The 22,625-nt window shown below is 71.4% G+C and carries 17 protein-coding genes; 9 read left to right on the top strand and 8 right to left on the bottom strand.

The genetic code is table 11. The features are described from left to right. Position 1: 1 nt before the first annotated feature. Genes LDL49_RS01785 through LDL49_RS01775 form a run of 3 tightly spaced genes read left to right on the top strand, consistent with a single transcriptional unit; the run spans position 2 to position 4,625 of the window. Positions 2-802, top strand: coding sequence for an aspartate/glutamate racemase family protein (locus LDL49_RS01785; RefSeq protein ID WP_225289078.1), 801 nt, complete (start codon positions 2-4; stop codon positions 800-802). A 5-nt stretch (positions 803-807) separates the two neighbouring features. Continuing rightward, a complete protein-coding gene (gene hemB / locus LDL49_RS01780) occupies positions 808-1,785 on the top strand; it encodes a porphobilinogen synthase (RefSeq protein WP_225289077.1) in 978 nt (325 codons plus the stop codon). Between the two features lie 59 nt (positions 1,786-1,844). After that, positions 1,845-4,625, top strand: coding sequence for a hypothetical protein (locus LDL49_RS01775; RefSeq protein ID WP_225289076.1), 2,781 nt, complete (start codon positions 1,845-1,847; stop codon positions 4,623-4,625). A 43-nt stretch (positions 4,626-4,668) separates the two neighbouring features. Here LDL49_RS01775 and LDL49_RS01770 read toward each other — a convergent pair whose 3' ends face one another. Then, positions 4,669-6,585, bottom strand: a complete 1,917-nt coding sequence (locus tag LDL49_RS01770; protein ID WP_225289075.1) for a Xaa-Pro dipeptidyl-peptidase — start codon at positions 6,583-6,585, stop codon at positions 4,669-4,671. A 186-nt stretch (positions 6,586-6,771) separates the two neighbouring features. On the opposite strand from LDL49_RS01770, the gene LDL49_RS01765 reads away from it, so the two are divergent. Both LDL49_RS01765 and LDL49_RS01760 read left to right on the top strand, forming a co-directional pair. Then, positions 6,772-7,413: a thermonuclease family protein gene (locus LDL49_RS01765; RefSeq protein ID WP_225289074.1), complete on the top strand. Its 642-nt coding sequence runs from the start codon at positions 6,772-6,774 to the stop codon at positions 7,411-7,413. 90 nt (positions 7,414-7,503) lie between these two features. Further along, the gene (locus tag LDL49_RS01760; RefSeq protein ID WP_225289073.1) at positions 7,504-8,163 is read left to right on the top strand and encodes a FadR/GntR family transcriptional regulator; all 660 of its coding nucleotides are present in this window, start codon (positions 7,504-7,506) and stop codon (positions 8,161-8,163) included. 25 nt (positions 8,164-8,188) lie between these two features. On the opposite strand, the gene LDL49_RS01755 is transcribed toward LDL49_RS01760, so the two are convergent. The 7 genes from LDL49_RS01755 to LDL49_RS01725 form a co-directional block, all read right to left on the bottom strand. After that, entirely contained in the window at positions 8,189-8,827 is a 639-nt protein-coding gene (locus LDL49_RS01755; RefSeq protein ID WP_225289072.1) for a class I SAM-dependent methyltransferase, read from the bottom strand. Positions 8,828-8,967: 140 nt separating this feature from the next. Then, positions 8,968-9,372, bottom strand: a complete 405-nt coding sequence (locus tag LDL49_RS01750; protein WP_225289071.1) for a nuclear transport factor 2 family protein — start codon at positions 9,370-9,372, stop codon at positions 8,968-8,970. Positions 9,373-9,925: 553 nt separating this feature from the next. Continuing rightward, positions 9,926-10,255 carry a nitrite reductase small subunit NirD gene (nirD, locus tag LDL49_RS01745; RefSeq protein WP_225289070.1) on the bottom strand — a complete coding sequence of 110 codons (330 nt, stop codon included), beginning with the start codon at positions 10,253-10,255 and terminating at the stop codon, positions 9,926-9,928. Further along, on the bottom strand, positions 10,252-12,684 hold the full coding sequence (nirB, locus tag LDL49_RS01740) for a nitrite reductase large subunit NirB (protein WP_225289069.1): 2,433 nt from the start codon (positions 12,682-12,684) through the stop codon (positions 10,252-10,254). The genes nirD and nirB overlap by 4 nt, the downstream gene beginning before the upstream one ends. Next, positions 12,681-14,075: an FAD-dependent oxidoreductase gene (locus tag LDL49_RS01735; protein WP_225289068.1), complete on the bottom strand. Its 1,395-nt coding sequence runs from the start codon at positions 14,073-14,075 to the stop codon at positions 12,681-12,683. The genes nirB and LDL49_RS01735 overlap by 4 nt, the downstream gene beginning before the upstream one ends. Next, on the bottom strand, positions 14,072-16,093 hold the full coding sequence (locus tag LDL49_RS01730) for a molybdopterin oxidoreductase family protein (protein WP_225289067.1): 2,022 nt from the start codon (positions 16,091-16,093) through the stop codon (positions 14,072-14,074). Before LDL49_RS01730 ends, LDL49_RS01735 begins: the two co-directional genes overlap by 4 nt. 10 nt (positions 16,094-16,103) lie before the next feature. Then, positions 16,104-17,414: an MFS transporter gene (locus LDL49_RS01725; protein WP_225289066.1), complete on the bottom strand. Its 1,311-nt coding sequence runs from the start codon at positions 17,412-17,414 to the stop codon at positions 16,104-16,106. 310 nt (positions 17,415-17,724) lie between these two features. On the opposite strand from LDL49_RS01725, the gene ligA reads away from it, so the two are divergent. The 4 genes from ligA (at position 17,725) to LDL49_RS01705 (ending at position 22,574) form a co-directional block, all read left to right on the top strand. Then, on the top strand, positions 17,725-19,806 hold the full coding sequence (gene ligA / locus LDL49_RS01720) for an NAD-dependent DNA ligase LigA (protein ID WP_225289065.1): 2,082 nt from the start codon (positions 17,725-17,727) through the stop codon (positions 19,804-19,806). A gap of 466 nt (positions 19,807-20,272) precedes the next feature. Then, positions 20,273-20,860 (top strand): dihydrofolate reductase family protein, encoded by a 588-nt coding sequence (locus tag LDL49_RS01715; RefSeq protein WP_225289064.1) that lies wholly within the window; start codon positions 20,273-20,275, stop codon positions 20,858-20,860. After that, complete coding sequence (locus LDL49_RS01710; protein WP_225289063.1) at positions 20,857-21,195, top strand: YciI family protein; 339 nt, start codon at positions 20,857-20,859, stop codon at positions 21,193-21,195. The genes LDL49_RS01715 and LDL49_RS01710 overlap by 4 nt, the downstream gene beginning before the upstream one ends. Beyond that, positions 21,192-22,574 carry an RNA polymerase sigma factor gene (locus LDL49_RS01705; RefSeq protein WP_372470289.1) on the top strand — a complete coding sequence of 461 codons (1,383 nt, stop codon included), beginning with the start codon at positions 21,192-21,194 and terminating at the stop codon, positions 22,572-22,574. Before LDL49_RS01710 ends, LDL49_RS01705 begins: the two co-directional genes overlap by 4 nt. Positions 22,575-22,625 lie beyond the last annotated feature (51 nt).

Below are 22,625 nucleotides of genomic sequence, written 5' to 3'. Positions count from 1 at the left end.
CATGCGCATCTGGTTCCAGAAACACACCGTCGAGGGTCGTTCCGCGCTGCTGGACAAGCTCTACGCCGAGCACTTATCCAAGATCACCGAATCCGGCACCGAGGTGGAGATCCACACGCTGCCGGCCGACACATACGGCACCGACCTGCCCGAGCACCTGGTCGGATACGGGCAACTGGGACTGCTGTTCGGCAACTACTTCGCGCAGACGGCCGTGGCGGCAGAACGCGACGGGTGCGCGGCCTGGATCAGCGGCGCGGGGCAGGACCCCGGGCTGGCCGCCGCCCGCTCGCGCGTGTCGATCCCCGTGGTCGGCTACGGCGACGCGGTCTGGCAGGCGGCGCGCATGGAACGCCACCGGCTGGGCCTGATCGGCTTCATCCCGCATCTGGCCGAGCCCATCACCGACAACATCCGGGCGGCGGGCGCCGACCTGGCCTCCTATCAGGTGGTGGAGGACGGCACCACCCTCGTCCAGCGGGCCCTGGCCGAGGACTTCGGGCCGCTGCTGGCCGCCTACACCAAGGCCGCGAAACGGGCGGCGGACGCGGGGGCGCAGTGGCTGGTCCCCGCCGAAGGCATCCCGAACGAGATCCTCGTCCACCTCGGGGTGCACGAACTGCACGGCCTGCCGGTGATCGACCCGGACGGGCTGGCGGTCAAGACGGCCGAACACCTGTGCCACCTGCGCCGGCTCAACATCACCGCGCGCAGCACCGCCGGCTACTGGTTCCGGCTCCCGCCCGCGGACGCCATCAGGCACGCGGAACGTGTTTTCCTCGGCAAGGTAATCGGAGGCTAGAACCCATGAGCTTCCCCGCGGACCGTCCCCGCCGCCTGCGGCGCACCTCCGCCCTGCGCGGCCTGGTCGCCGAAACGCGACTGCACCCGGCCGACCTGATCCAGCCACTGTTCGTCCGCGAAGGACTCGACGAACCCCGAGAGATCCCCAGCATGCCCGGCCAGGTCCAGCACAGCCGCGACAGCCTGCGCAAGGCCGCCTCGGCCGCGGCCACGGCCGGCGTCGGCGGCCTGCTGATCTTCGGCATCCCGGCCGAAAAGGACCCCGACGGCTACGGCGCCTGGGACCCCTACGGCATCGCGCAGCTGGCCATCGCCGACGTCGCCGCCGAGGTCGGCGACGCCACCGTGGTGATCAGCGACATCAACCTGGACGAATACACCGAACACGGCCAGGTCGGCGTCCTCGACGCGACCGGCGACGTCGACAACGACGCCACCCTGCGCGCCTACGCCCAGGTCGCCATCGCCCAGGCCAACGCCGGCGCCCACGTGGTGGCCCCGAGCGGCATGATGGACGGCCAGGTCGCCGCCGTCCGCCAGGCACTCGACCAGGCCGGACACCACCGGGTGGCGATCCTGGCCTACGCCGCCAAGTACGACTCCGCCTTCTACGGCCCGTTCCGCGACGCCGTCGAATCGCGGCTGACCGGCACCCGCTCGACCGCCCAGCAGGACCCCGCCAACAGCCGCGAGGCGCTGCGCGAGGTGCTCCTGGACATCGAGGAGGGGGCCGACATGGTGATGGTCAAACCGGCGGGCCTCTACCTGGACGTCGTACGCATGGTGGCCGACGCGGTCAACGTGCCGGTCTCCGCCTACCAGACCTCCGGTGAGTACGCGGCGATCGAGGCCGCCGCCGCCCAGGGGTGGCTCATGCGCGACCGGGCCATCCGGGAGAGCCTCACGGCGATCCGCCGGGCGGGCGCCGGAAGCGTGATCACCTACTGGGCCACGGAGATCGCGGAGCAGTTACCCGGCTGAGGCTTCTGGAGGCTCTTCTGGACGCTTTTGGTGACGGTACGAAGGAGGTGGCACGGGTGATGTGGCGGACACTGACCGACGACGTACGCGAGGAAATCCGCGAGCTGTGCGACGAGTACGGATCCCACCTCTATGACTATTGCCGCACGGAACTCGCCCAGAGCGAGGCCGAGCTGGCGGTCGCCGGGACGCTGCTGTCGGCGTACGGCCACACGCACCGGGTCGTCGACTCCTCTCTGGTGCGGCCGTGGCTCTACGGGCTGGCCCGGGCGCATCGCGCGGCGGTGGCCGGCCCGGCGAGCATCGGCTCGTGGTCGCGTTCCGGCCGGATGCCGGACCTGCTGCCCGAGGCCCTGCGCGCGCTGGACGGCCCGCAGCGGGAGTTGCTGGACCTGTCCGTACGGCACGGTCTCGCGCATCAGGAGATCGCCGTGATCTTCGATGTGACGCCTCCCGACGTGGACGCCATCGTGAGCGAGGCGGCCCGTGGGGTCGAGCGCTGGTTCTCCGCCGTCATCGCCGCCCGGGCGGCCAACGGTTGCGGCCAGCTCGCGGCCAAGGTGTCGGCCTGGGCGACGACGCCCACGCGGCGCAACCGGGCCCGCATCAGCCGCCACATCCCCATCTGCCCCACGTGCCGGGCGGCGCCCCGGGCCGTGGTGGCCGCCACACTGCTGCGCGAGCTGCCCATCGCCACCGCTCCCCCCACGCTGCGCGACCGCCTGACGTGGGCACAGCCGCTTCCGGACGCGGGCGAGCTGTGGCGGGTGGACGGGTTCCCCGTGCAGGTTCGGGGGCTGGTCGAGGCCGCTCCGATGTTGATCTCCCCGATCGCCGACCCCACGGCGGCGATCAGGGGTAGCGCCTGGCCGGCGGCGGGCGCGGCTGCCGCCGGCCAGGAACGCAAACCTCACCGGAGCCATCGCGCCCCCGCCCCTGCTCCATCCCGCTCCAGCATCCCCACCCCTGCCCCACCTCGCTCCGGCACCCCGGCGTCTCCCCCAGCCCGCTCTGACACCCCGGCGTCTGCCCCAGCCCGCAGCGACGCCCCGGCCGCCATCCCGCACCAGCGGTCCGATCCGGATGCGATCGCGGCGGCTCACGACCACGAGACCACCGTTCCGCTCGCCCGGAAGCCCGCTGCCGGGCTCCTCCCGCGACGCACCCCGGCCACCGGCCCATCCGCTCCCGGCCTCCTGGCCGCTCCCGTCTGTGAGGCGCCTGCCGCTCCCCCACGTGACGCCCCGGCCGGCCCCCCACCCGAGCCGGTCTTGCGGCTGCCCGGGCTGGTCATCGGCGGGCCGCCCGTGCTGAGCGCCCCTGTCGGCGTCCCGTCCGCGCGCGACGCGTCGAACGGCCAGGCACTCCTGGACAGGGCGAACGGCCAGGCCTTGCCCGACACGTCGAACGGCCAGACGCCGCGCGACACGCCGAACGGCCAGGCGCCGCCCGCCGCGTCCGATCGTGGACCGGCCGGTGCCGGTCCGCGTGGTCGTCACCCCTTCGGGGATCGCCAGCGGGACGTCCTGGTGGCCACCGCCCGCGACCGGCAGGGCGTCTTCGTCGCGGCCAGCGGCACCCGCCGGGACACCCCCGCCACCAGAGGCCGCCCGGCCCCGTCAGCCCCGGCCAGCCGCCGGGACGCCACGACCACGAGCCCGCCCCGGGACGCGTCCACCTCCGGTAACCGCCGGGACACCCCCGCTCCCGACACCCACCGGAACGGACAGTTCGCCGCGACGGGCACCCGCCCCGGCGCCCAGAACGCGTCCCCCGCTACGGACGCCCTGATCGCAAGCACCCACCGGGACGCCCTGATCACCGCCCCCGGCACCCGCCGGGACGCGCCGTTCCCCATGACGGGCACCAACGCGGACGCCCGCGCGGAGGCCCTGTTCACGACCGCGGCCACGCTCCGAGACGCCCTGATCATCGCCACCGGCGAGCACCGAGACCTGCTGGTCGCGACCCAGAACACGGCAGGAGACGACGAGCCGGACGGTCCGGGGTCGGAGTTCTGGCGTGACCGTCAGGACGACCAGCAGACCGAGTTCTGGCGCAACCGCCCGGGCGAGTACGAGTCCGACGGCCGGTTCTCCATCCGGTCCATAGCCACAGTGGGGCTGCTCGTCGGCGCCGGGATGCTGGTGGCGAGTCTCGCCTGGTCCGGCATCCAGAGCCGGCACCGCCCCGACACGCCGGAGACGCACACCACCAAGCTGTCGGGCCCCGGCTCCGCTCCGGCCGTACCGCCGGGGAGCACCCCCAACGTCATGCTCAACCCCACAGTGGTCCCCCCACCCACCGACGTGACAGCGGCCCCGATGGCCACCGCCATGCCGTCCAACCCGGAATCCAAGCTCAGCGACACCGCCACCGGCGAGATCCGGCCGCAGAAGGTGGCCCTGGCCGACCCCAGACCGCCGGTCGCGCGGCTGTCGCCGTCGTCGATCAACCTGGGCACCCGCCGTACCGGATCATTCGGGCTGGTCTGTCCGGGAAGCTGCAGGATCACCACGGTGTCCGGTACGAAGGGGATCGCGGTCTCCGCGCACGCGTTCCGCGTCCAGGCGCCCGCGTCGCGGCCCGGCTGCCCCGGGCCGCCCGCCACCGAGTTCGGCAAGGTCACCGTACGGTGGACCGGCACGTCCAGCGGCGACGGCCAGAGCACCACGGGCCTCGTCCGCGGCAGCGGCACTCTCACCCTGCGCCTGTCCTGGACCGTCGCCAACGCCAAGGGATCGTACGTGTCCGACGGCAAGGGCAGCGGCTACTGGACGAACTGCGGCCGGCCCGCCACCGGCGGAGTCCAGCACCAGCCGCTGCCCGGCTCCGGCTGAACCTCCATGTGGTGGCGGGAGGTCCCGCCACCACATCGAGAGCCTAGAAGAAGGAGTTCTCCGGCTCCGGCAGGTCGATCCGCGCCGGTCCGCGGAACTGGGTCGTGTCCTTGGGCACGTCCACCAGCGGCGCCCCCTGCGTGAACGGCACGACCACACTGCTCCTGGACAGGTCGAGCGTGACGTTCGCGCCCGTGCCCGCCTCAGAGGTGTACGTCGCGTCGGTGCCCGCGACCACCAGGGCGATCCGGTGTCCCTTCCGGAAGGTGTAGTCGTGCGGCAGCGTCTGCCACTTGACCCTGCCCCACGTACCGACCGGCAGCGGGGACGACGCGCTGAGCGAGTCGCGGTTCTGTACGTCGATCCAGCCGCGGGCGACGATCTCGGCGGGCCGCGTCACGGTGTTCGTGGCCACCTTGTGGTAGCAGGCGTCGTCGGCGGCGGTGCTGTCGCCGTGGCAGTCCTCCTCGGCGAGCGTGGTGATGCCCTGGCCGCGTCCCCAGTCGACGCGGGTCGCGTCGCCGAAGTCGACGAGCAGGGCGGTCAGGTTGGCGGCCGGCTTGTCGAGCTTGACCCGCAGGTCGGCCGTGGGCGTACCGGACAGGCGCAGGTCGAGCGGGAGCGCGCCGCTGGTGAACGCCACCCGGCCCGGCTTGGCCGTACCGACGTCGGCGATCATCTCCTCCTCCTCGAGCGGCACGTCCGTGAAGGACGCGCCGGCATCGCGCCTGGCGGCGACGAGGCCGAGCGAGCCGTCGGCGGCCGGGCGGAGCGGGACGTTCGTCGCGAACGGCGCCGGCCAGTCGCGCTGGGTGATCCACTGCGTCGGTCCGGTCTGCACGTCGGCGCGCGGGGCGTTCATGATCCCGTTGCGTACGCCCTGCAGCCAGTAGTCGAACCAGCCGTGCAGCGTGTCCACCCACACGTCCCTGCGGCCCTCGAAGTCGAACGGGTCCACGTGCTGGTACTGGCCCACCCAGATCTTGCGCGGTACGTTCCGCTTCGCCAGGGCCTGCCACCAGGTGGAGAAGTTGTCCGGCTTGACGTTCAGGTCGTTGGCGGTGTGCACCACGAAGACGCTGGCCCTGACCTTGGAGGCGTCGCCGAGCAGGCCGTTGACGTAGTCGCGCTCGGCCCAGAAGGCGTTGTAGTCGCCGGTGTCGTCGCCGTCCTCGGCGTCCATGCGATCCCGTACGGCCTGGCACTTGGGTTCGGGGTCAGTGTCGATGTAGTTGGCCAGCCAGGAGGCGTAGTCGTAGTTGTAGACCACGCCGTTCGAGCGCTGGTACTTGTACCAGGAGCTGATCGCCGAGATCGGCACGATCGTCTCCAGGCCGCGCACTCCGGTGGCGGCGACGGCGTTGGCCAGCGTGCCGTCGTAGGACTTGCCGATCATCCCGGCCTTGCCGGTGGTCCAGTCGGCCACGGCCTGGGTGCCGTCCGCGCGGTAGGCCTTGGCCCGGCCGTTCAGCCAGTCCACGACGGCCTTGCCGCCCAGGACGTCCGCCTTGCCGCCGATGTCGGGGCAGCCGTCGGACTTGGTGGTGCCGAGCATGTCGACGTTCAGGACGGCGTAGCCCCGTGGCACGAAGTAGTTGTCATAGAAGAGCGGAAATTTCGTGACATTACCGGCGGCGTCGTAGACCTTCCGCTCGGCCTCGTTGCCGCGTCCAGAGTTGTCGTAGTACGGACTCTCGTCGATGATCACCGGCACCTTGAGCCGGGGACCGGACTCCTTGGGCCTGATGATGTCGACGCGTACCCTGTCCAGCCGGCCGTCGGAATCGCTGTCGACGCTCGACTCGACGTAGACGTATTCGCGGACGGCGTCCGCGTAGGAGAAGACCGGCTGCGTGCGGCCGTTCTCAACGGTGATCCTGGGTCCGGCGGCCGCTTGCGCGGGACTCGCGATCGCCATGGTGAGGGCGACGGCGATGAGGGCCGGGCGTAATTGAGGCACGCGTGTCCTCCGAGACGATGGGCGCCAAAGTACCCGCAATCTCTCACCCGACAGGGGGCCTGACAAGATCCGGTGCGCCTACGTGCAGGGGCGTGTCGGGCGGATATGGCCGCATCCGGCCAGTGACGTGAGTGCACCTCCGTGAGTAATGAGGCGTCCTCTCCATCCCGATCCCCTGGAGGGCCCATGCGCATTCTCAGCCTCACCGCCGTCGTCCTGCTCGCCGTTCCCGCTCCCGCGTACGCCGCCGGACCTCCCGCCGGAGTGCCGAAGGGCGCGATGAGCGTACGTGTGGCCAAGATCGTGAACGGCGACACGATCGACGTCACCACCGGCGACGGCAAGAAGACCCGCGTCGTGTTCCTGGAGTCGGACGCTCCCGCCCTTGGCCAGTGCTGGGCCAAGGCTGCGACCCAGCGCACGGCGGCGCTGCTGCCGGTCGGCCGGCTCGCGTACGTCGTCGCCGACAAGAAACCCACGGACGGCTCCGGCCGCCGGCTGTTCTACGTGTGGAACGCCAAGGGCGTGCACGTCAACCGCAACCTCGTCCGCTACGGCTACGCGAAGGCGCTCCTGGTCAAACCGAACGATCGCTACATCACGGTGATGCGGAGCGAGGAGGCCGTGGCCAAGCGGCAGAAGCTGCGCATCTGGTCCGGCAAGTGCGACACCGGCACCACGACCCCCGCCCCGACCGGCGATGACCGGCGCTTCCGGACCTGCGGTGAGGCGAACGCCGCCGGGTACGGCCCGTACCGGAAGGGTGTGGACCCCGAGTACGCCTGGTACCAGGACCGCGACGGCGACGGCCTCGTCTGCGAGCGCTAGACCCTGGGGGCAGGGCCGATGACCGATCACGTGGCGGCCGCTTAGGATACGGTTTCCCTTAGGCAATCACTGAGATGCGGCGAACGGCTCATGCGAAACGTGGCGCGGACCTCCCTCGTGGACGCCGCGATCGAGGAGCTCCGCGGGGAGATCACCAGCGGCGCGTGGCCGGTGGGGACCAAGATCCCGTCCGAGCTCCGGCTCGCGGAGACCCTCGGCATGAGCCGGCTCTCGGTGCGGGAGGCCGTACGCGTGCTGGCCCACTCCGGGCTGCTGACCACCCGCCAGGGCGACGGCACCTACGTCACAGCGGTCGACGAGTCGCAGGTCGCGCTGGGCAGGCGGCTGGCCAAGGCGGCCGCGATGGACATCATCGACGTGCGGCGCGGCCTCGACATGGTGGCCGCCCGGCTGGCCGCCGGGAAGCGGACCGAGGAGGATCTCACCGGCCTGCGGGAGGCGCTCGTCCGGCGGGACGCGGCCGGGCGGGCGGGTGACGTGGACGCCTTCGCCGACGCGGACGTCGACTTCCACCTGCGGGTGGCGGACGCGGCGCACAACCCGCTGCTCGGCGACCTCTACCGGAGCATGAGCGACGCGTTGCGCGACAGCGTCCGCCACATGGAGCAGGCGGCGCTGGTGCTCGACGGGTCGCATGAGGAGCTGCTGCGGGCGATCGAGGACGGCGATCCCGGCGCCGCGGTGGCGATCTCCGTCGCCATCCTCGACCAGCAGGAACGCGACCTGTGACGACCAGGGCCGGTGGGCTCGGCGGCTAAGGTCTGCGGGCCAGGCCGAGGATGTGGGTCAGGGCAGGCGAGCCCGGCGTAGCCCGGTGGACGAACCGGTCGGCGTCCTCGATCACGAACCCCGCCTCCCGGATCGCCGTCGCGGTGTCCCGGTTGGGGCGGCAGTCCCCGGCAATCCGCCGCCACAGCGGAGTGATGAGATCCTGCAGCACGCCCCGGATCGGGTTCGCCGAGCGTACGTGCTCGAAGAAGCGCAACTCGCCGTCCGGTCCGAGCACCCTGCGCAGCTCGGCCAGCAGCACGGCCGGGTCGGGGACGGAACACAGCACCAGCGACACCACGGCCGCGTCGAACGACCCGGCGTCGTACGGCAACGAACCGCCATGCCCCCGCACCACCGTGACGGGCACGGGCGCCAGGGCGGCGGCCCGCTCCCCCAGCGCGCGCAGCCGGTCCTCCGGCTCGATGGCGACGACCTCGGTCACCTGCGGGGGATAGTGCGGGAAGTTCAGCCCGTTTCCGGCGCCCACCTCCACCACCCGCCCGCTGAGCCCGGACAGCAGCCGGCGCCGCAGCCCGGTCATGCCGTTCCGCTCGGCCTCGGCGCTGAGCCGCTCGTACATGCGGGCGAAGCGCGGATGCTGGAACGCCGAAAGATCCTGCATGCCCCCAGGCTAAGTCGCCCCCCGGCCCACCGCGCATGCCCACTGGCATGGGCATGGCCGCCACTGGGGCGGCCATGGTCTCGCTCGGGGCTGGTTCCGTCAGGGGCTTATGGACACGGATGGGTGTGTCACCGGCCCGCTCACTCCGAGGCGCTGTTGTTGATGAAGCGCTCGATCTTCCACTCGCCGCCGGACTTCTTGAGAATGAAGAACTCGCGGTACTTCTCGCTGCCCTCGGTGCTGGTGGTCCGGACGAAGGCCACGCCGTCGACGACGCGTGCCTCGTCGAAGGTGTGCGTGGCGATCATCTTCGTCTTGAACAGTTCCTTGAACAGCGTGGTCAGCGCGTCGGTGCCCTGCGCGGTCGGCTTGCCCTCCACGGCCGCCATGCCGTCGGTGGCGAACGCCTCGACGGCCTTGTCCGCCTCTCCGGCCTTGGCGGCGTCGAAGTACGCCTGTACGGCCGCGCGCGGCGAGGTCATCGGCGCCGCCGGCCCGCTCTCGGAGGCCGATGGTTCGGGGCTCACGCCCGACTCGGATGGCATCGGGCTCATGGTGCCCGTATCCGATTCGTACGGTGACGGGCCTGATTCGGAGGGCATCGGCGATGCGGCCGCGCCCATGAGTCGCATATCGTTACCGCCCGCGGCACAGCCCGTGACGAGCAACGCCGGGACGACTGCCGCCAGCAGGAGTGCTCTGGCCTGGGATTTTGTGCTCATAGCGGGGTGATTCCCCGTAAAAGCCGTCCCGAATGCACCATTTATCCACTTCGGACGACCCCTTTACCAGCAGCCGCCTCAGCCCCGGGGATTGCTCACAGTAACCTTCACAGGAGTTGATGAGATCGTTCAGAGGTTGGATCGTTGCCGGGCCGCGACCAAACCGCCGCCGCCTCGCCGATAGCGTCCCACGAGTGCCGCACCTGGAGACGATCCTGAGCACTACCCCCGAACCCCTCCCCCAACGCGACGATGCGGAGCGCTGCGACAGCATCGACTCCGACCGGCGCTGTGTCCTGCCGGTGGGACATCAGGCCGCCCACGTGTACCCACCGGCGGACGTATTGGCCGAACCATAGAAGCGACCGGGCGTCCGCTAGGCGCCCGTACCCACCTGTACCAGCCCGGCCTCCACCCGTATCGGATAGACCGGGACGGAGAACTCCGGCTCATCCAGACACACCCCGCTCACCAGCGAGAAGACCTGCTTGTGCAGGGGCGACGCCACAGTCGGCTCCCCCTGCCGGGTGCCGACGATGCCCCGTGAGAGCACCTGCGCCCCGCTGAACGGGTCCAGGTTGCCGATCGCGTGCACCGTGCCGTCGAACGTACGGAAGACGGCCACCTGCCGGCCGTCCACCAGAGCGCAAACCCCGCGCTCCGGCAGCAGCCCCTGATAGCCACAGACTGGGATCCAACCACTCATCGGACAGCCACCTCCACGGGCTTGATCTGGTCGCGTTCGGTCTCGAAGACGATGGACGGGTCAGGGACGCCGGGCGCGTTGACGAAGCTGACGAACCTGCCGAGCTTGTCCGGGTCATCGATGGTCGTCTGCCATTCGTCCACGTACGTGGCGACGTGGTGCTCCATCTGGGCGTCCAGCTCGGCGCAGATCCCCAGGGAGTCGTCGATGATCACCTGCCGCAGGTAGTCGAGGCCGCCGTCGAGCGACTCCAGCCAGGCGGCGGTGCGCTGCAGCCGGTCGGCCGTCCGGATGTAGAACATGACGAACCGGTCGATCGTCCTGATCAGCTCCTCGGTGGTCAGATCCGCCGCGAGCAGGTCGGCGTGGCGCGGCTTGAAGCCGCCGTTGCCGCCGACGTACAGGTTCCAGCCCTGCTCGGTGGCGATGATGCCGAAGTCCTTCGACCGGGCCTCCGCGCACTCACGGGCGCAGCCGGACACGGCCGACTTGAGCTTGTGCGGCGCGCGCAGGCCGCGGTAACGCAGCTCCAGGTCGATGGCCAGGCCGACGGAGTCCTGGACGCCGTAGCGGCACCAGGCCGAGCCGACGCACGACTTCACCGTCCGCAGCGCCTTGCCGTACGCGTGGCCCGATTCGAACCCGGCGTCCACGAGCCGCCGCCAGATCTGCGGCAACTGCTCGACGCGGGCCCCGAACAGGTCGATCCGCTGCCCTCCGGTGATCTTGGTGTAGAGGCCGAAGTCGCGGGCCACCTCGCCGATCACGATGAGCTTGTCGGGGGTGATCTCGCCGCCGGGGATACGCGGGACGACCGAGTAGGTGCCGTTCTTCTGGATGTTGGCCAGGAAGGCGTCGTTGGTGTCCTGCAGGGCCGCCCGCTCGCCGTCGAGGACGTGCCCGTTGTGCAGCGAGGCGAGGATCGAGGCCACGGCCGGCTTGCAGATGTCGCAGCCCCTGCCCTGCCCGTGCGCGGAGACCAGCTCCGAGAACGTGGTGATGCCGCGCACCCTGACGATGTCGTACAGCTCGGCCCTGGAGTAGGTGAAGTGCTCGCACAGCGCCTTGCTCAGCTCGACCCCGGACTTCTCCAGGAGCTGCTTGAGCATCGGCACGCAGCTCCCGCAGGTGCTGCCCGCCCGCGTGCACGCCTTGATCCCGGGCACGTCGGTGAGCCCCTTGTCGGCGATGGCGGTGCGGACCGTCCCCGCGCAGACGTTGTTGCACGAGCACACCTGCGCGTCGTCGGGCAGGTCCAGCTCCATCCCCGACCCGGTGAACAGCAGGTCGGACGGCGCCGCGGGCAGCGGCTTGCCGACGAAGGGCCGCAGCGACCCGTACGGCGAGGCGTCGCCGACGCAGATGCCGCCGAGCAGCGTCTGGGCGTCGTCGCTGATGAACAGTCTCTTGTAGACGCCGGCCACCGGGTCCATGTAGGTGACGTCGAGCGCCCCGTCCATCGCGCCGAACTGCGCCACCTCGACTCCGAGCAGCTTCAGCTTGGTGGACATGTCGGCCCCCTCGAAGGTGGCGGCCCCGCCCAGGATGCGGTCCGCGGCCACCTCCGCCATGGTGAAGCACGGCCCGACCAGCCCGTACACCATGCCGCCCGCCAGCGCGCACTCGCCGATCGCGTAGATCGCCGGGTCCGAGGTGCGCATCCCGGCGTCCACCGCGATGCCGCCGCGCTCACCGACGTCCAGCCCGCTGGCGCGGGCGAGCTCGTCGCGCGGCCTGATCCCGGCGGAGAAGACGACGATCTGGGCGTCGAGCAGCGTTCCGTCGGGCTTGCGCAGCCCGGTGACACCGCGCTCGCCCGCGACGATCTCCTGGACGCCCGCGCCGGCGTGCACGCTGAGCCCGAGCCCCTCGATGTGGCTCTTGAGCACCGAGCCGCCGCCCTCGTCGACCTGCCGCGGCATCAGCCAGGGGCTCATCTCCACGATGTGCGTCTTGAGTCCCAGCCCGCGCAGCGCGTCGGCGGCCTCCAGGCCGAGCAGTCCGCCGCCGACCACCACGCCCTCGGTCGCGTCCTTGGCGGCCATCCTGATCGCGTCCAGGTCGTCGATCGTCCGGTAGACGTAGGCGTGCTCCGCGCCGGGCACCGGCGGCACGAACGGCGCCGACCCGGTCGCCAGCACGAGCACGTCGTACGGCTCGGCCGAACCGTCGGCCAGCGTGACCGTGCGCGCCGCGCGGTCGATCGCGGTGACGCGCCCGCCGAGCCTGGTCACCGTGCCCGGCGGCACCGGGTAGGTGAGGTCCTCGACGCTGGTCCCCGACAGGTAGGAGGTCAGCGCCACCCGGTCGTACGCGGGGCGGGGCTCCTCACCTATCACCGTGACCTGGCCACCGAAGCCCCGCTCGTGCAGCGTTTCGACGAGCCGGTGGGCGGTGGGTCCGTAACCGACGACAACGATCTTGTTCATGCCGAGATCCCTTCCTGCTCACACAGCCAGCCGACGATGCCCTCCACGGCATCCCGGCACGTCCCGCACCCGGTCGTGGCCCTGGTCGCGGCCGCCACTCCGGCCACGTCCCGCGCGCCGGCCTCCCAGCACGCCCTGATCTGGCCCTTGGTCACGTTGTTGCACTGGCAGACCTTCGCCGCGTCGGGCATCAGCACCGGGCTGTCGGCCACGGTGACCGCCCCCAGGCCGGGGAACAGCAGCCCGGCCCGGTCGCCCGGCAGCGGGCCGCCGCGGTCGAACAGCTGGGTGAGCGTGCCGACGGCGTCGGTGTCACCCAGCAGGATCGCGCCGACCAGCCGGCCGTCGCGGATGACGAGCTTGCGGTACGTACCGCGGGCCCGGTGGGTGAAGCGCACCACCTCGGCGTGCTCCTCGGTGAGGTGGGTCTCGCCCATCGCGGCCAGCTCGACGCTCCTGGCCTTGAGCCTGGTCACCAGCCGCGAGCCCCGGTAGAGCGCCTTGCCGCCGGTGATGATCTCCGCGGCGACGGCCGCCTGCTCCCAGGCGGGGGCGACCAGGCCGTAGACGGTGCCGTCGTGCTCGGCGCACTCGCCGATGGCGAACACCGCCGGGTCCTCGGTACGCATCTCGTCGTCCACGACGATGCCCCGCCGTACGGACAGGCCCGACTCCTTGGCCAGTGCCGTCATGGGCCGCACGCCGCAGGCCAGCACGACGAGGTCGCCCTCGACCAGCTCGCCGTCGGCCAGCCGCACGCCCTCCTCCAGGATCGCCTCGGCCGTCACACCGGTGCGGATGTCCACGCCCAGCCCGGTGAGCGTCTCGCCGAGCACCAGCCCGGCCTCGGCGTCGAGCTGCCGCTCCATCAGGTGGCCGGCCAGGTGCAGCAGCGTCACGGGCAGGCCGCGCCCGGCGAGCCCGCGCGCGGCCTCGATGCCGAGCAGCCCGCCGCCGACCACCACCGCCCTGCGCCCGTGCTCGGCCGCCGCCAGGATGCGGTGGCAGTCGTCGAGCGTGCGGAACGGGATCGCCAGCTCGGCTCCGGGCACCGGCGGGACGATCGCCTCGCTGCCGGTGGCCATGACCAGCACGTCGTACGGCGTGCTCCGCCCGTCGGCGGTGATCACCGTCTGGGCGCTCCTGTCGACGCGCACCACCTCGGTGCCGAAGACGGCCTCGACGCCGTGCGAGGCGTACCAGCTCGGGTCGAGCAGCCGCACCTGGTCGGGACCCGAGCTCCCGGCCAGGACGTTGGACAGCAGCACCCGGTTGTAGGGCTGCCAGGTCTCGGCCCCGAACACGGTGACCGGCATGTGCGGATCACGTGCCCGCACCTCGCCGACCAGCCGCGATCCGGCCATTCCGTTCCCCACTACGACGAGCCTCATGCCACCTTCTCCACCCTGACGGCGCAGACCTTGAACTCCGGCATCCGCGATGACGGATCGAGCGCGGGATTGGTCAGACGGTTGGCTCCCTCCCAGTGGAACGGCATGAAGACGGTGTCGCGCCTGATCGTGTCGCTGACCCTGGCGACCCCGGTGCTCTCGCCCCGCCGGCTGAGCACCCGCACGACGTCTCCGGCGGTGATGGCCAGCTGCTCGGCGAGGTCGGGATGGAGCTCGACGAACGGCTCCGGCGCGGCCTTGGTCAGGGCGGCGATCCTGCGGGTCTGCGCGCCGCTCTGGTACTGGGCGAGCACGCGGCCCGTGGTCAGGTAGACCGGGTAGTCGTCGTCGGGCTCCTCGGCCGCGGGCCGGTGCTCGACGGGCACGAACCTGGCGCGGCCGTCGGGGGTGGCGAAGGAGTCGAGGAACGGGCGCGGCCGGCCTGGGTCGTCCGGCGAGGGACAGGGCCAGAACACGCCGGTCTCCTCGGTGATCCGCTCGTAGGTGATGCCCGCGTAGTCGGCCGCCCCGCCCGCGCTGGCGCGGCCCAGCTCCTCGAACACCTCGCGCGGCTCGGCCGAGAACCGGTGGCCGAGCCGGCCGGCCAGCTCGCGGATGATCTCCAGGTCGCTCCTGACCCCTTCGGGAGCGGGTACGGCCTGGCGGCGCAGCAGGACCCGGCCCTCGAGGTTCGTCATCGTGCCGGTCTCCTCGGCCCACTGCGTCACGGGGAAGACCACGTCGGCCCGCGCGGCCGTCTCCGACAGCACGATGTCGCAGACCACCAGCAGGTCCAGCGCGTCGAGCCGCTCGGTCACGTGCGCGGAGCGCGGCGCGGAGACCACCGGGTTGGAGCCGAAGACCAGCAGGGCGCGCGGCCCCTGGGGCGTCCCGAGCGCGTCGAGCAGCTCGTAGGCCGAGCGTCCTGGGCCGGGCAGCTCCTCGGGTCGTACGCCCCAGATCGCCGCGACGTGCTCGCGGGCGGCCGGGTCGTCGATCTTGCGGTAGCCGGGCAGCTGGTCGGCCTTCTGACCGTGCTCCCTGCCGCCCTGGCCGTTGCCCTGCCCGGTCAGGCAGCCGTACCCGGAGCCGGGGCGGCCGGGCAGGCCCAGCGCCAGGGCCAGGTTGATGAACGCGGTGACGGTGTCGGTGCCCTTGGCGTGCTGCTCGGCTCCCCGACCGGTGAGCACGGCGGCCCGTCGGGCCGAGGCGAGTGCGCGTACGGCTTCGCGCATCCTGCCCACCGGCACGCCGGTGACGCGCTCGACCCGCTCGGGCCACCAGGACGCGAGCGACGTGCGGACCTGCTCGAAGCCCGAGGTCCTGGCGGCGACGTAGTCCTCGTCGACGAGCCCTTCAGCGATGACCAGGTGCAGCAGCCCGAGGGCGAGCGCCAGGTCGGTGCCCGGCGTGGGCTGCAGGTGCAGCCAGGCCAGCTTGGCCGTCGCGGTGCGGCGGGGGTCGATGACGATGAGCCGCGGCCCGGTCAGGTGGCGGACGAAGGGCGGCATGGTCTCGGCGACGTTCCCGCCGGCCAGCAGGACGACGTCGGTCTCGGCCAGGTCGGTGATGGGGAACGGCAGGCCGCGGTCCAGCCCGAACGCCCTGAGCGAGGCGGCCGCGGCCGACGACATGCAGAAGCGGCCGTTGTAGTCGATCTGGCTGGTGCCGAGCACGACCCTGGCGAACTTGCCGAGCTGGTAGGCCTTCTCGTTGGTCAGCCCGCCGCCGCCGAACACGGCCACTCCGTCGGGGCCGTGCACGGCGCGTATGGCGGTCAGCCGGTCGGCCACGTAGTCGAGGGCGGTGTCCCAGGCCACGGGCCGGCCGTGGAGCAGCGGCGTGGTCAGGCGCTCGCCGTTGGTCAGCAGCTCGGCCGCCGTCCAGCCCTTCTGGCACAGGGCGCCGCCGGAGTTGGCCGGGATGTCGGTGCGCGGGGTGATCGTGATGTCGGTGCCCGTGGCGGTGATCGTCATGCCGCACTGGAGGGCGCAGTACGGGCAGTGGGTCGCGGTCACCACGGAATCCTCAGACACGGGCGTCGGCCAGGCTGCTGACGAGCGAGACACCGACCTTGCGCGTGTAGCACCACCAGGTGAGCGTGAAGCAGGCCACGTAGAAGACGCCGAACCCGACGAACGCGGTGGCCGGGCTGCCCGTCTGGGCGAACGACATGCCGAACGCGCGGTTGATGAGGAAGCCGCCGAGCGCCCCGACCGCGGAGATGATCCCGATGGCGGCGGACGCCTGCCGCTTGCCGTACATCAGGGCCTCCTCGCCGGTGCCGCGCTCGGCCACCGCCTTGGCCTGGAAGATCGCCGGGATCATCCGGTAGGTGGAGCCGTTGCCGATGCCCGCCGTGAAGAACAGCACCAGGAAGGACAGGAAGAACAGCCAGAAGTTGCCCGAGGTGCTGCCGAGCCAGACCAGCACCACACCGACGCCCATGGCGGCGAAGTTCCACAGGGTCACCGGCGCCCCGCCCTTCTTGTCGGCGAGCCAGCCGCCCACCGGCCTGATCAGCGAGCCGACCAGCGGGCCGACGAACGCCACCGCCGCCCACGGCGAGCCGGGGAACAGGCTCTTGGCCAGCAGCGGGAAGGCCGTCGAATAGCCGATGAACGAGCCGAACGTGCCGATGTACAGGAACGACATGATCCACGTCTGCGCCCGCCCGGCCACCGCCAGCTGCTCGCGCGGCTTGGCCTTGGCAACCGTCAGGTTGTCCATGAAGAACCAGGCGCACACGGCGGCCACGACGACCAGCGGCACCCAGAACCAGCCCGCGGCGGCCAGTCCGAACCCACCGATCACCAGCGGCATGACCAGCTGCACGGAGCTGACCCCGATGTTGCCGCCGGCCGCGTTCAGCCCGAGCGCCACACCTTGCCGCGAGCGCGGGTAGAAGTACGTGATGTTCGCCATGCTGGAAGCGAAGTTGCCGCCGCCGACCCCGGCCAGCGCCGCGATCACCAGGAACATCCAGTACGGCGTGCCCGGATCGCTGACCGCGAGCCCGAGCAGCACCGTCGGGATGATCAGCAGCAACGCGCTGACCGTGGTGAACGTGGCCCCGCCGAACCTGGCCGGGCCGAAGGTGTAGGGGACGCGCAGCACGGAGCCGACGAGGTTGGGCAGCGCCACCAGCCAGAAGAGCTGGTCGGTGGAGAAGTCGTAGGCGCCCATCTTGGCGGCCACGATGCTCAGCAGCGTCCACACCGTGAACCCGAGGTGTTCGGCCAGGATCGAGAAGGCGAGATTGCGCCGGGCGATCCGCTTGCCGGAGCCTTCCCAGAAAGTCTTGTCGTCGGGGTGCCACTCGGCGATCCAGCGCGCCATCGTTCCTCCTACACTCGGCCCACTCGGCCATTCAGCCACTCGGCCTCTCGGCGTCGAGAACTCGAATGTAGGAATCGCGCGTTACGCACTTTGACAATCCGTGGCTGTGCGTTCGTTACATGTAACTCACTGGCGTAACGGGCAATACACATGTGTCACTGAGGAAACCTGTTGTTAATCTCCCGGTCCCCCATGGGCGCGACCGCCGGTGCCGCGCACGCCCGAGGCGGCGCTGGGGACACGTTCGGCCGGTCGGAAACCGATCGCGAGCTGGTCGGAAAATGTCGGTGCCGAGCGAGATGATGTCACCATGACCGACGCGCCCCCGAGCACTCTGCTCGCTGATCAGACCGCCTACGCCGAGGCCGTTCAGCTTGCCCTGGACGCCGCCGCGGCCTACTACCGCGACGGCACGTCGACGCTCGACGACGACGCCTACGACCGGCTGGTCCGGGGCATCCAGGCGTACGAGGCCGAGCACCCCGACGAGGTGCTGCCGACCTCGCCGACGGGCAAGGTGGCCGGTGGCGCCGTGGTCGGCGACGTGCCGCACACGGTCCCGATGCTGAGCCTGGACAACGTCTTCGGCGCCGAGCAGCTGGCCGACTGGGCCGCGTCGCTGGAGCGCAGGCTGGGCCGGCCGGTCACGGCGTGGAGCGTGGAGCCGAAGCTCGACGGGCTGGCGATCGCCGCCCGCTACCGTGGCGGGCGGCTGACGCAGCTGGTCACCCGGGGTGACGGCGTCGCGGGCGAGGACGTGAGCCACGCGATCGGCACCATCGTGGGGTTGCCCGCCAGGCTGGCCGAGCCGGTCACGGTGGAGTTGCGCGGTGAGGTGATGATGACCGCGGCCCAGTTCGAGCAGGCGTGCGCCAAGCGCCAGGCGCACGACGGCACCACGTTCGCCAACCCGCGCAGCGCCGCCGCCGGCACGCTGCGCGCCCAGGACCGGCCGTACGTGTGCGAGCTGACCTTCTTCGGCTACGGCGCGCTGCCGCTCCCCGACGACTCTTCCGAGCCGGCCACGCGACTGCGCGAGCTGGCGCACAGCGAGGTCATGGGGTGGGTCGCCGGGCAGGGCGTGCAGACTCCGGCCGTCACCGACGTCGGCGGGATCGTCGCCACCAGCCTGGAGCAGGTTCAGGAGCGGGTCGAGCAGATCGCCGCCAAGCGGGCCGACCTGGCCTTCGGCATCGACGGCATCGTGATCAAGTGCGATCTCGCCGCCGACCAGGCGCAGGCGGGCTTCAGCTCACGCGCGCCCCGGTGGGCGATCGCCTACAAACTGCCCGCCACCGAGAAGATCACCAAGCTGATCGGCGTCGAGTGGAACACCGGCCGCACCGGCATCATCGCCCCCCGGGCGGTGCTGGAGCCGGTCGAGCTCGACGGCAGCGTCGTCACCTACGCCACCCTGCACAACGTCGCCGACATCACCCGGCGCGGCCTGATGCTCGGCGACAGCGTGACCGTCTACAAGGCCGGCGACGTCATCCCGCGAGTGGAGGCCCCGGTGGTGCACCTGCGCACCGGTGACGAGCGGCCGATCGAGATCCCGCAGGCCTGCCCGTCGTGCGGCGACGCCATCGACAGCTCGCAGGAGCGCTGGCGATGCGTGCGCGGGCGCCAGTGCCGGGCGATCGCCTCCATCGCCTACGCCGTCGGCCGCGACACGCTCGACATCGAAGGTCTGGCGGAAAACCGGATCCAGCAGATGCTGGACGCCGGCCTGATCGTCGACTTCGCCGACCTGTTCTTCCTGACCCGCGAGCAGCTGCTGGACCTGGAGCGGATGGGCGAGACCAGCACCGACAACCTGCTGGCCGCCATCGAGCGGGCCAAGGGGCAGCCGCTCAGCAGGGTGTTCTGCGCGCTGGGCGTGCGCGGCACCGGCCGCTCCATGAGCCGCCGCATCGCCCGCCACTTCGGCAGCATGGACGCCATCCGCACGGCCGACGCGGAGGCGATCCAGGCGGTGGAGGGCATCGGCCCGGAGAAGTCGCCGGTGGTGGTGGCCGAGCTGATCGAGCTGGCCGACCTCATCGACAAGCTGGTCAAGGCCGGGGTCACCATGACCGAGCCCGGCTGGACACCCCCCGCCGACCCCGGAGCCGACCCCGAGGCGAGCGACACGTCCGCGTTGCCGCTGGCCGGGATGTCCGTCGTGGTCACCGGCGCGATGAGCGGAGCCCTGGAGGCACTGAGCCGCAACCAGATGAACGAGCTGATCGAACGCGCGGGAGGCAAATCCTCCTCCAGCGTCTCGGCGAAGACGTCCCTCCTGGTGGCCGGCGAGAAGGCGGGCTCGAAGCGGACCAAGGCCGAGAGCCTGGGCGTCCGGATCGTCGCCCCGGAGGAGTTCGCCGAGCTCGTCGGCCCGTACATCCCGTAATGCCGGCGGGACCGGCGAACGACCGCCGGGGTTCGGCGACTCCAGCGTCTACAACGCCGACAAGCACGGCGGCAGCCGCATCAGCCACCACGCGTGCTGGACCTTCCCCGATGAGACCAACCGCGCCTCGCTGGATGCCCTCGACCAGAACGGGCTCTGACCGCGACCTTCCTCCGCCGGAACGGGCTCTGACCGCGATCTTTTCGCCGCGACCACCCGCGCCACGGGTGGCCGCCCCAGGGGCGACCGCGATCGAGGCGGGGAAGCCCGGCCTCCCTCCTGCGAGGTGACGGCGTGCGTGCTGTGAGATGACGGCGTGCGTGGCGAAGCAGGAAGTCATGGAGCGCGCTCGACAGCGAAGTGACATTTTCTGAGCTCGCCTGTCGATTCGGGCCGTCCCTGTTCGTGTGAAGGGTGAGACGCCGGCGCGAGGCCGGCACCGAATCCGATCCGGCAGGAGCCCGCTATGAAGATTGTCGTGACCAGCAGCGTGACGCTCGACGGGGTGGCGCAGGCGCCGGGCCGTCCGGACGAGGACCCGCGCGGCGGCTTCAGCCACGGCGGCTGGGCCCGGCCCTACAGCGACCACGTCATGGGCGAGGTCATGGGCCGGCGGATGGCCGAGGAGGGCAGCCTGCTGCTGGGCCGGCGCACGTACGAGGACTTGTTCGGCTACTGGCCCAAGCAGAACGACGGCAACCCGTTCACCGAGGTGCTCGACCGGACACACAAGTACGTGGCGTCGCGAACGCCGTCCCAGCCGCTGCCATGGGCCAACTCGACCCTGCTGGACGGCGACGCGGTCGAGGCCGTGGCCGGGCTGCGGGCGCAGCCCGGCCCGGCCCTGGGTGTCATCGGTAGCCTGGACCTGGTCCGGCAGCTCGCTCGCCGTGATGTGATCGACGAGTACGTCCTGCTGATCCACCCGCTGGTCCTGGGCACCGGCAGCCGGCTGTTCGCCGACGACGGCGTCTCATGCCCACTGCGGCTGACGGACAGCGTGACGACCACCACCGGCGTGGTTATCGCCACCTACCAGAGGGAGGCCCGATGACCGAGTACCTGCTCAGCGTGTACCAGCCGGATGGGCCGCCACCGGCCCCGCCGGTCCTCGACAAGATCATGAACGACCTCGAGGCGCTGAACCAGGAGCTGCGGGCCGCCGGCGCGTGGGTCTTCAGCGTGGGCCTCTACCCACCGACCACGGCCACGGTGCTCCGCGCCCAGGGCGACGACGTACTGATGACCGACGGCCCCTTCACTGAGGGCAAGGAACACGTCGGCGGCTTCACCGTGATCGAGGCCCCGGACCTGGACGCGGCCCTCGTCTGGGCGGGAAAGATGGCCCAGGCCACCACCCTGCCCATCGAGGTCCGCCCCATCCGATGACACCGGACCCGACGCCGCCCGACCCGGTAACGCCCGGTCTGACGCCCCTCGACCCGGTGACGCCCGACCCGACGCCCCTCGGCCCAACACCAGCCGGCCCGGTGACGCCCGATCCCACACCGCCCGACCCGATCACGCGGAACCCGATGACACCCGATCCGATGACGCCGGATATCGAGGGCGTGTTCCGGGAGGAGTACGGGCGGGCTGTGGCGGTCCTGGTGCGCGTCTTCGGCGACATCGATCTCGCTGAGGAAGCGGTCCAGGACGCCTTCACCGAGGCGGTCAAGCGGTGGCCGTCCACCGGCCTGCCGCCCAGCCCCGATGGCTGGATCATCACCACCGCCCGGAACCGGGCCATCGACCGGCTGCGCCGCGAGGCGAGCCGCGACCGGCGGTACGCCGAGGCCGCCCGGCTGCACGTCCCCCACGAACCGGCCGAGGAGGGTCCCGTGCGCGACGACCGGCTGCGTCTGATCTTCACCTGCTGCCACCCCGCGCTGGCCCCTGCCGCCCAGGTCGCCCTCACCCTGCGGCTGCTGGGCGGCCTGTCCACCGCGGAGATCGCGCGCGCCTTCCTGGTCCCCGAGCCGACCATGGCCCAGCGCCTGGTCCGAGCCAAAGGCAAGATCCGCGACGCCCGCATCCCCTATCGTGTGCCCGCCGACGCCGACCTCCCGGCCCGGCTGCGATCCGTGCTGGCCGTGGTGTATCTGATCTTCAACGAGGGCTACACCGCGAGCTCCGGCGAGCGGCTGACCCGCGAGGACCTCGCCGCCGAGGCGATCCGGCTGGGCCTCCTGCTGGCCGCGCTGATGCCAGACGAGCCCGAGGTCCTGGGATTGCTCGCGCTGATGCTGCTGATCGAGTCGCGACGGGCCGCCCGCACCACTCCAGACGGCGACCTGGTGCTCCTGGCCGACCAGGACCGGGCCCGCTGGGAGCACTCCCTGATCGCGGAAGGTCAGGCCATCGTCCGAGCCTGCCTGCGGCGCGGCCGGCCCGGGCCGTACCAGATCCAGGCCGCGATCAACGCGGTGCACAGTGACGCGCCGTCGGCCGCGGCCACCGATTGGGGGCAGATCCTCCAGTTGTACGACCAGCTCGCCGCCGTGGCCCCGAGCCCGGTGGTCGCATTGAACCGGGCGGTGGCGGTGGCCGAGGTCAACGGGCCGTCAGCGGCACTCGCCCTGGTCGACGACCTCGACCTGGACGGCTTCTACCTGTATCACGCGATCCGCGCTGACCTGCTCCGCCGCCTGGGCCGTGGGGCGGAGGCGGCACGGGCGTATGAGGCGGCGATCGCCCGCAGCGGCAACGCGGCCGAACGCGCCTTCCTGCACCGTGCGGCTCTGGCGGCGAATCCGGCCTCAGACTGAACCGAGCGCCTTCTACCACTGATCGCGCCCTGGTACGGGGATTCCTCATCT

It is taken from the genome of Nonomuraea aurantiaca (assembly GCF_020215705.1).
Taxonomy (GTDB): domain Bacteria; phylum Actinomycetota; class Actinomycetes; order Streptosporangiales; family Streptosporangiaceae; genus Nonomuraea; species Nonomuraea aurantiaca.
Note: the sequence above shows the minus strand (reverse complement) of the source record. Positions and strands in the feature narration are given on the sequence as shown.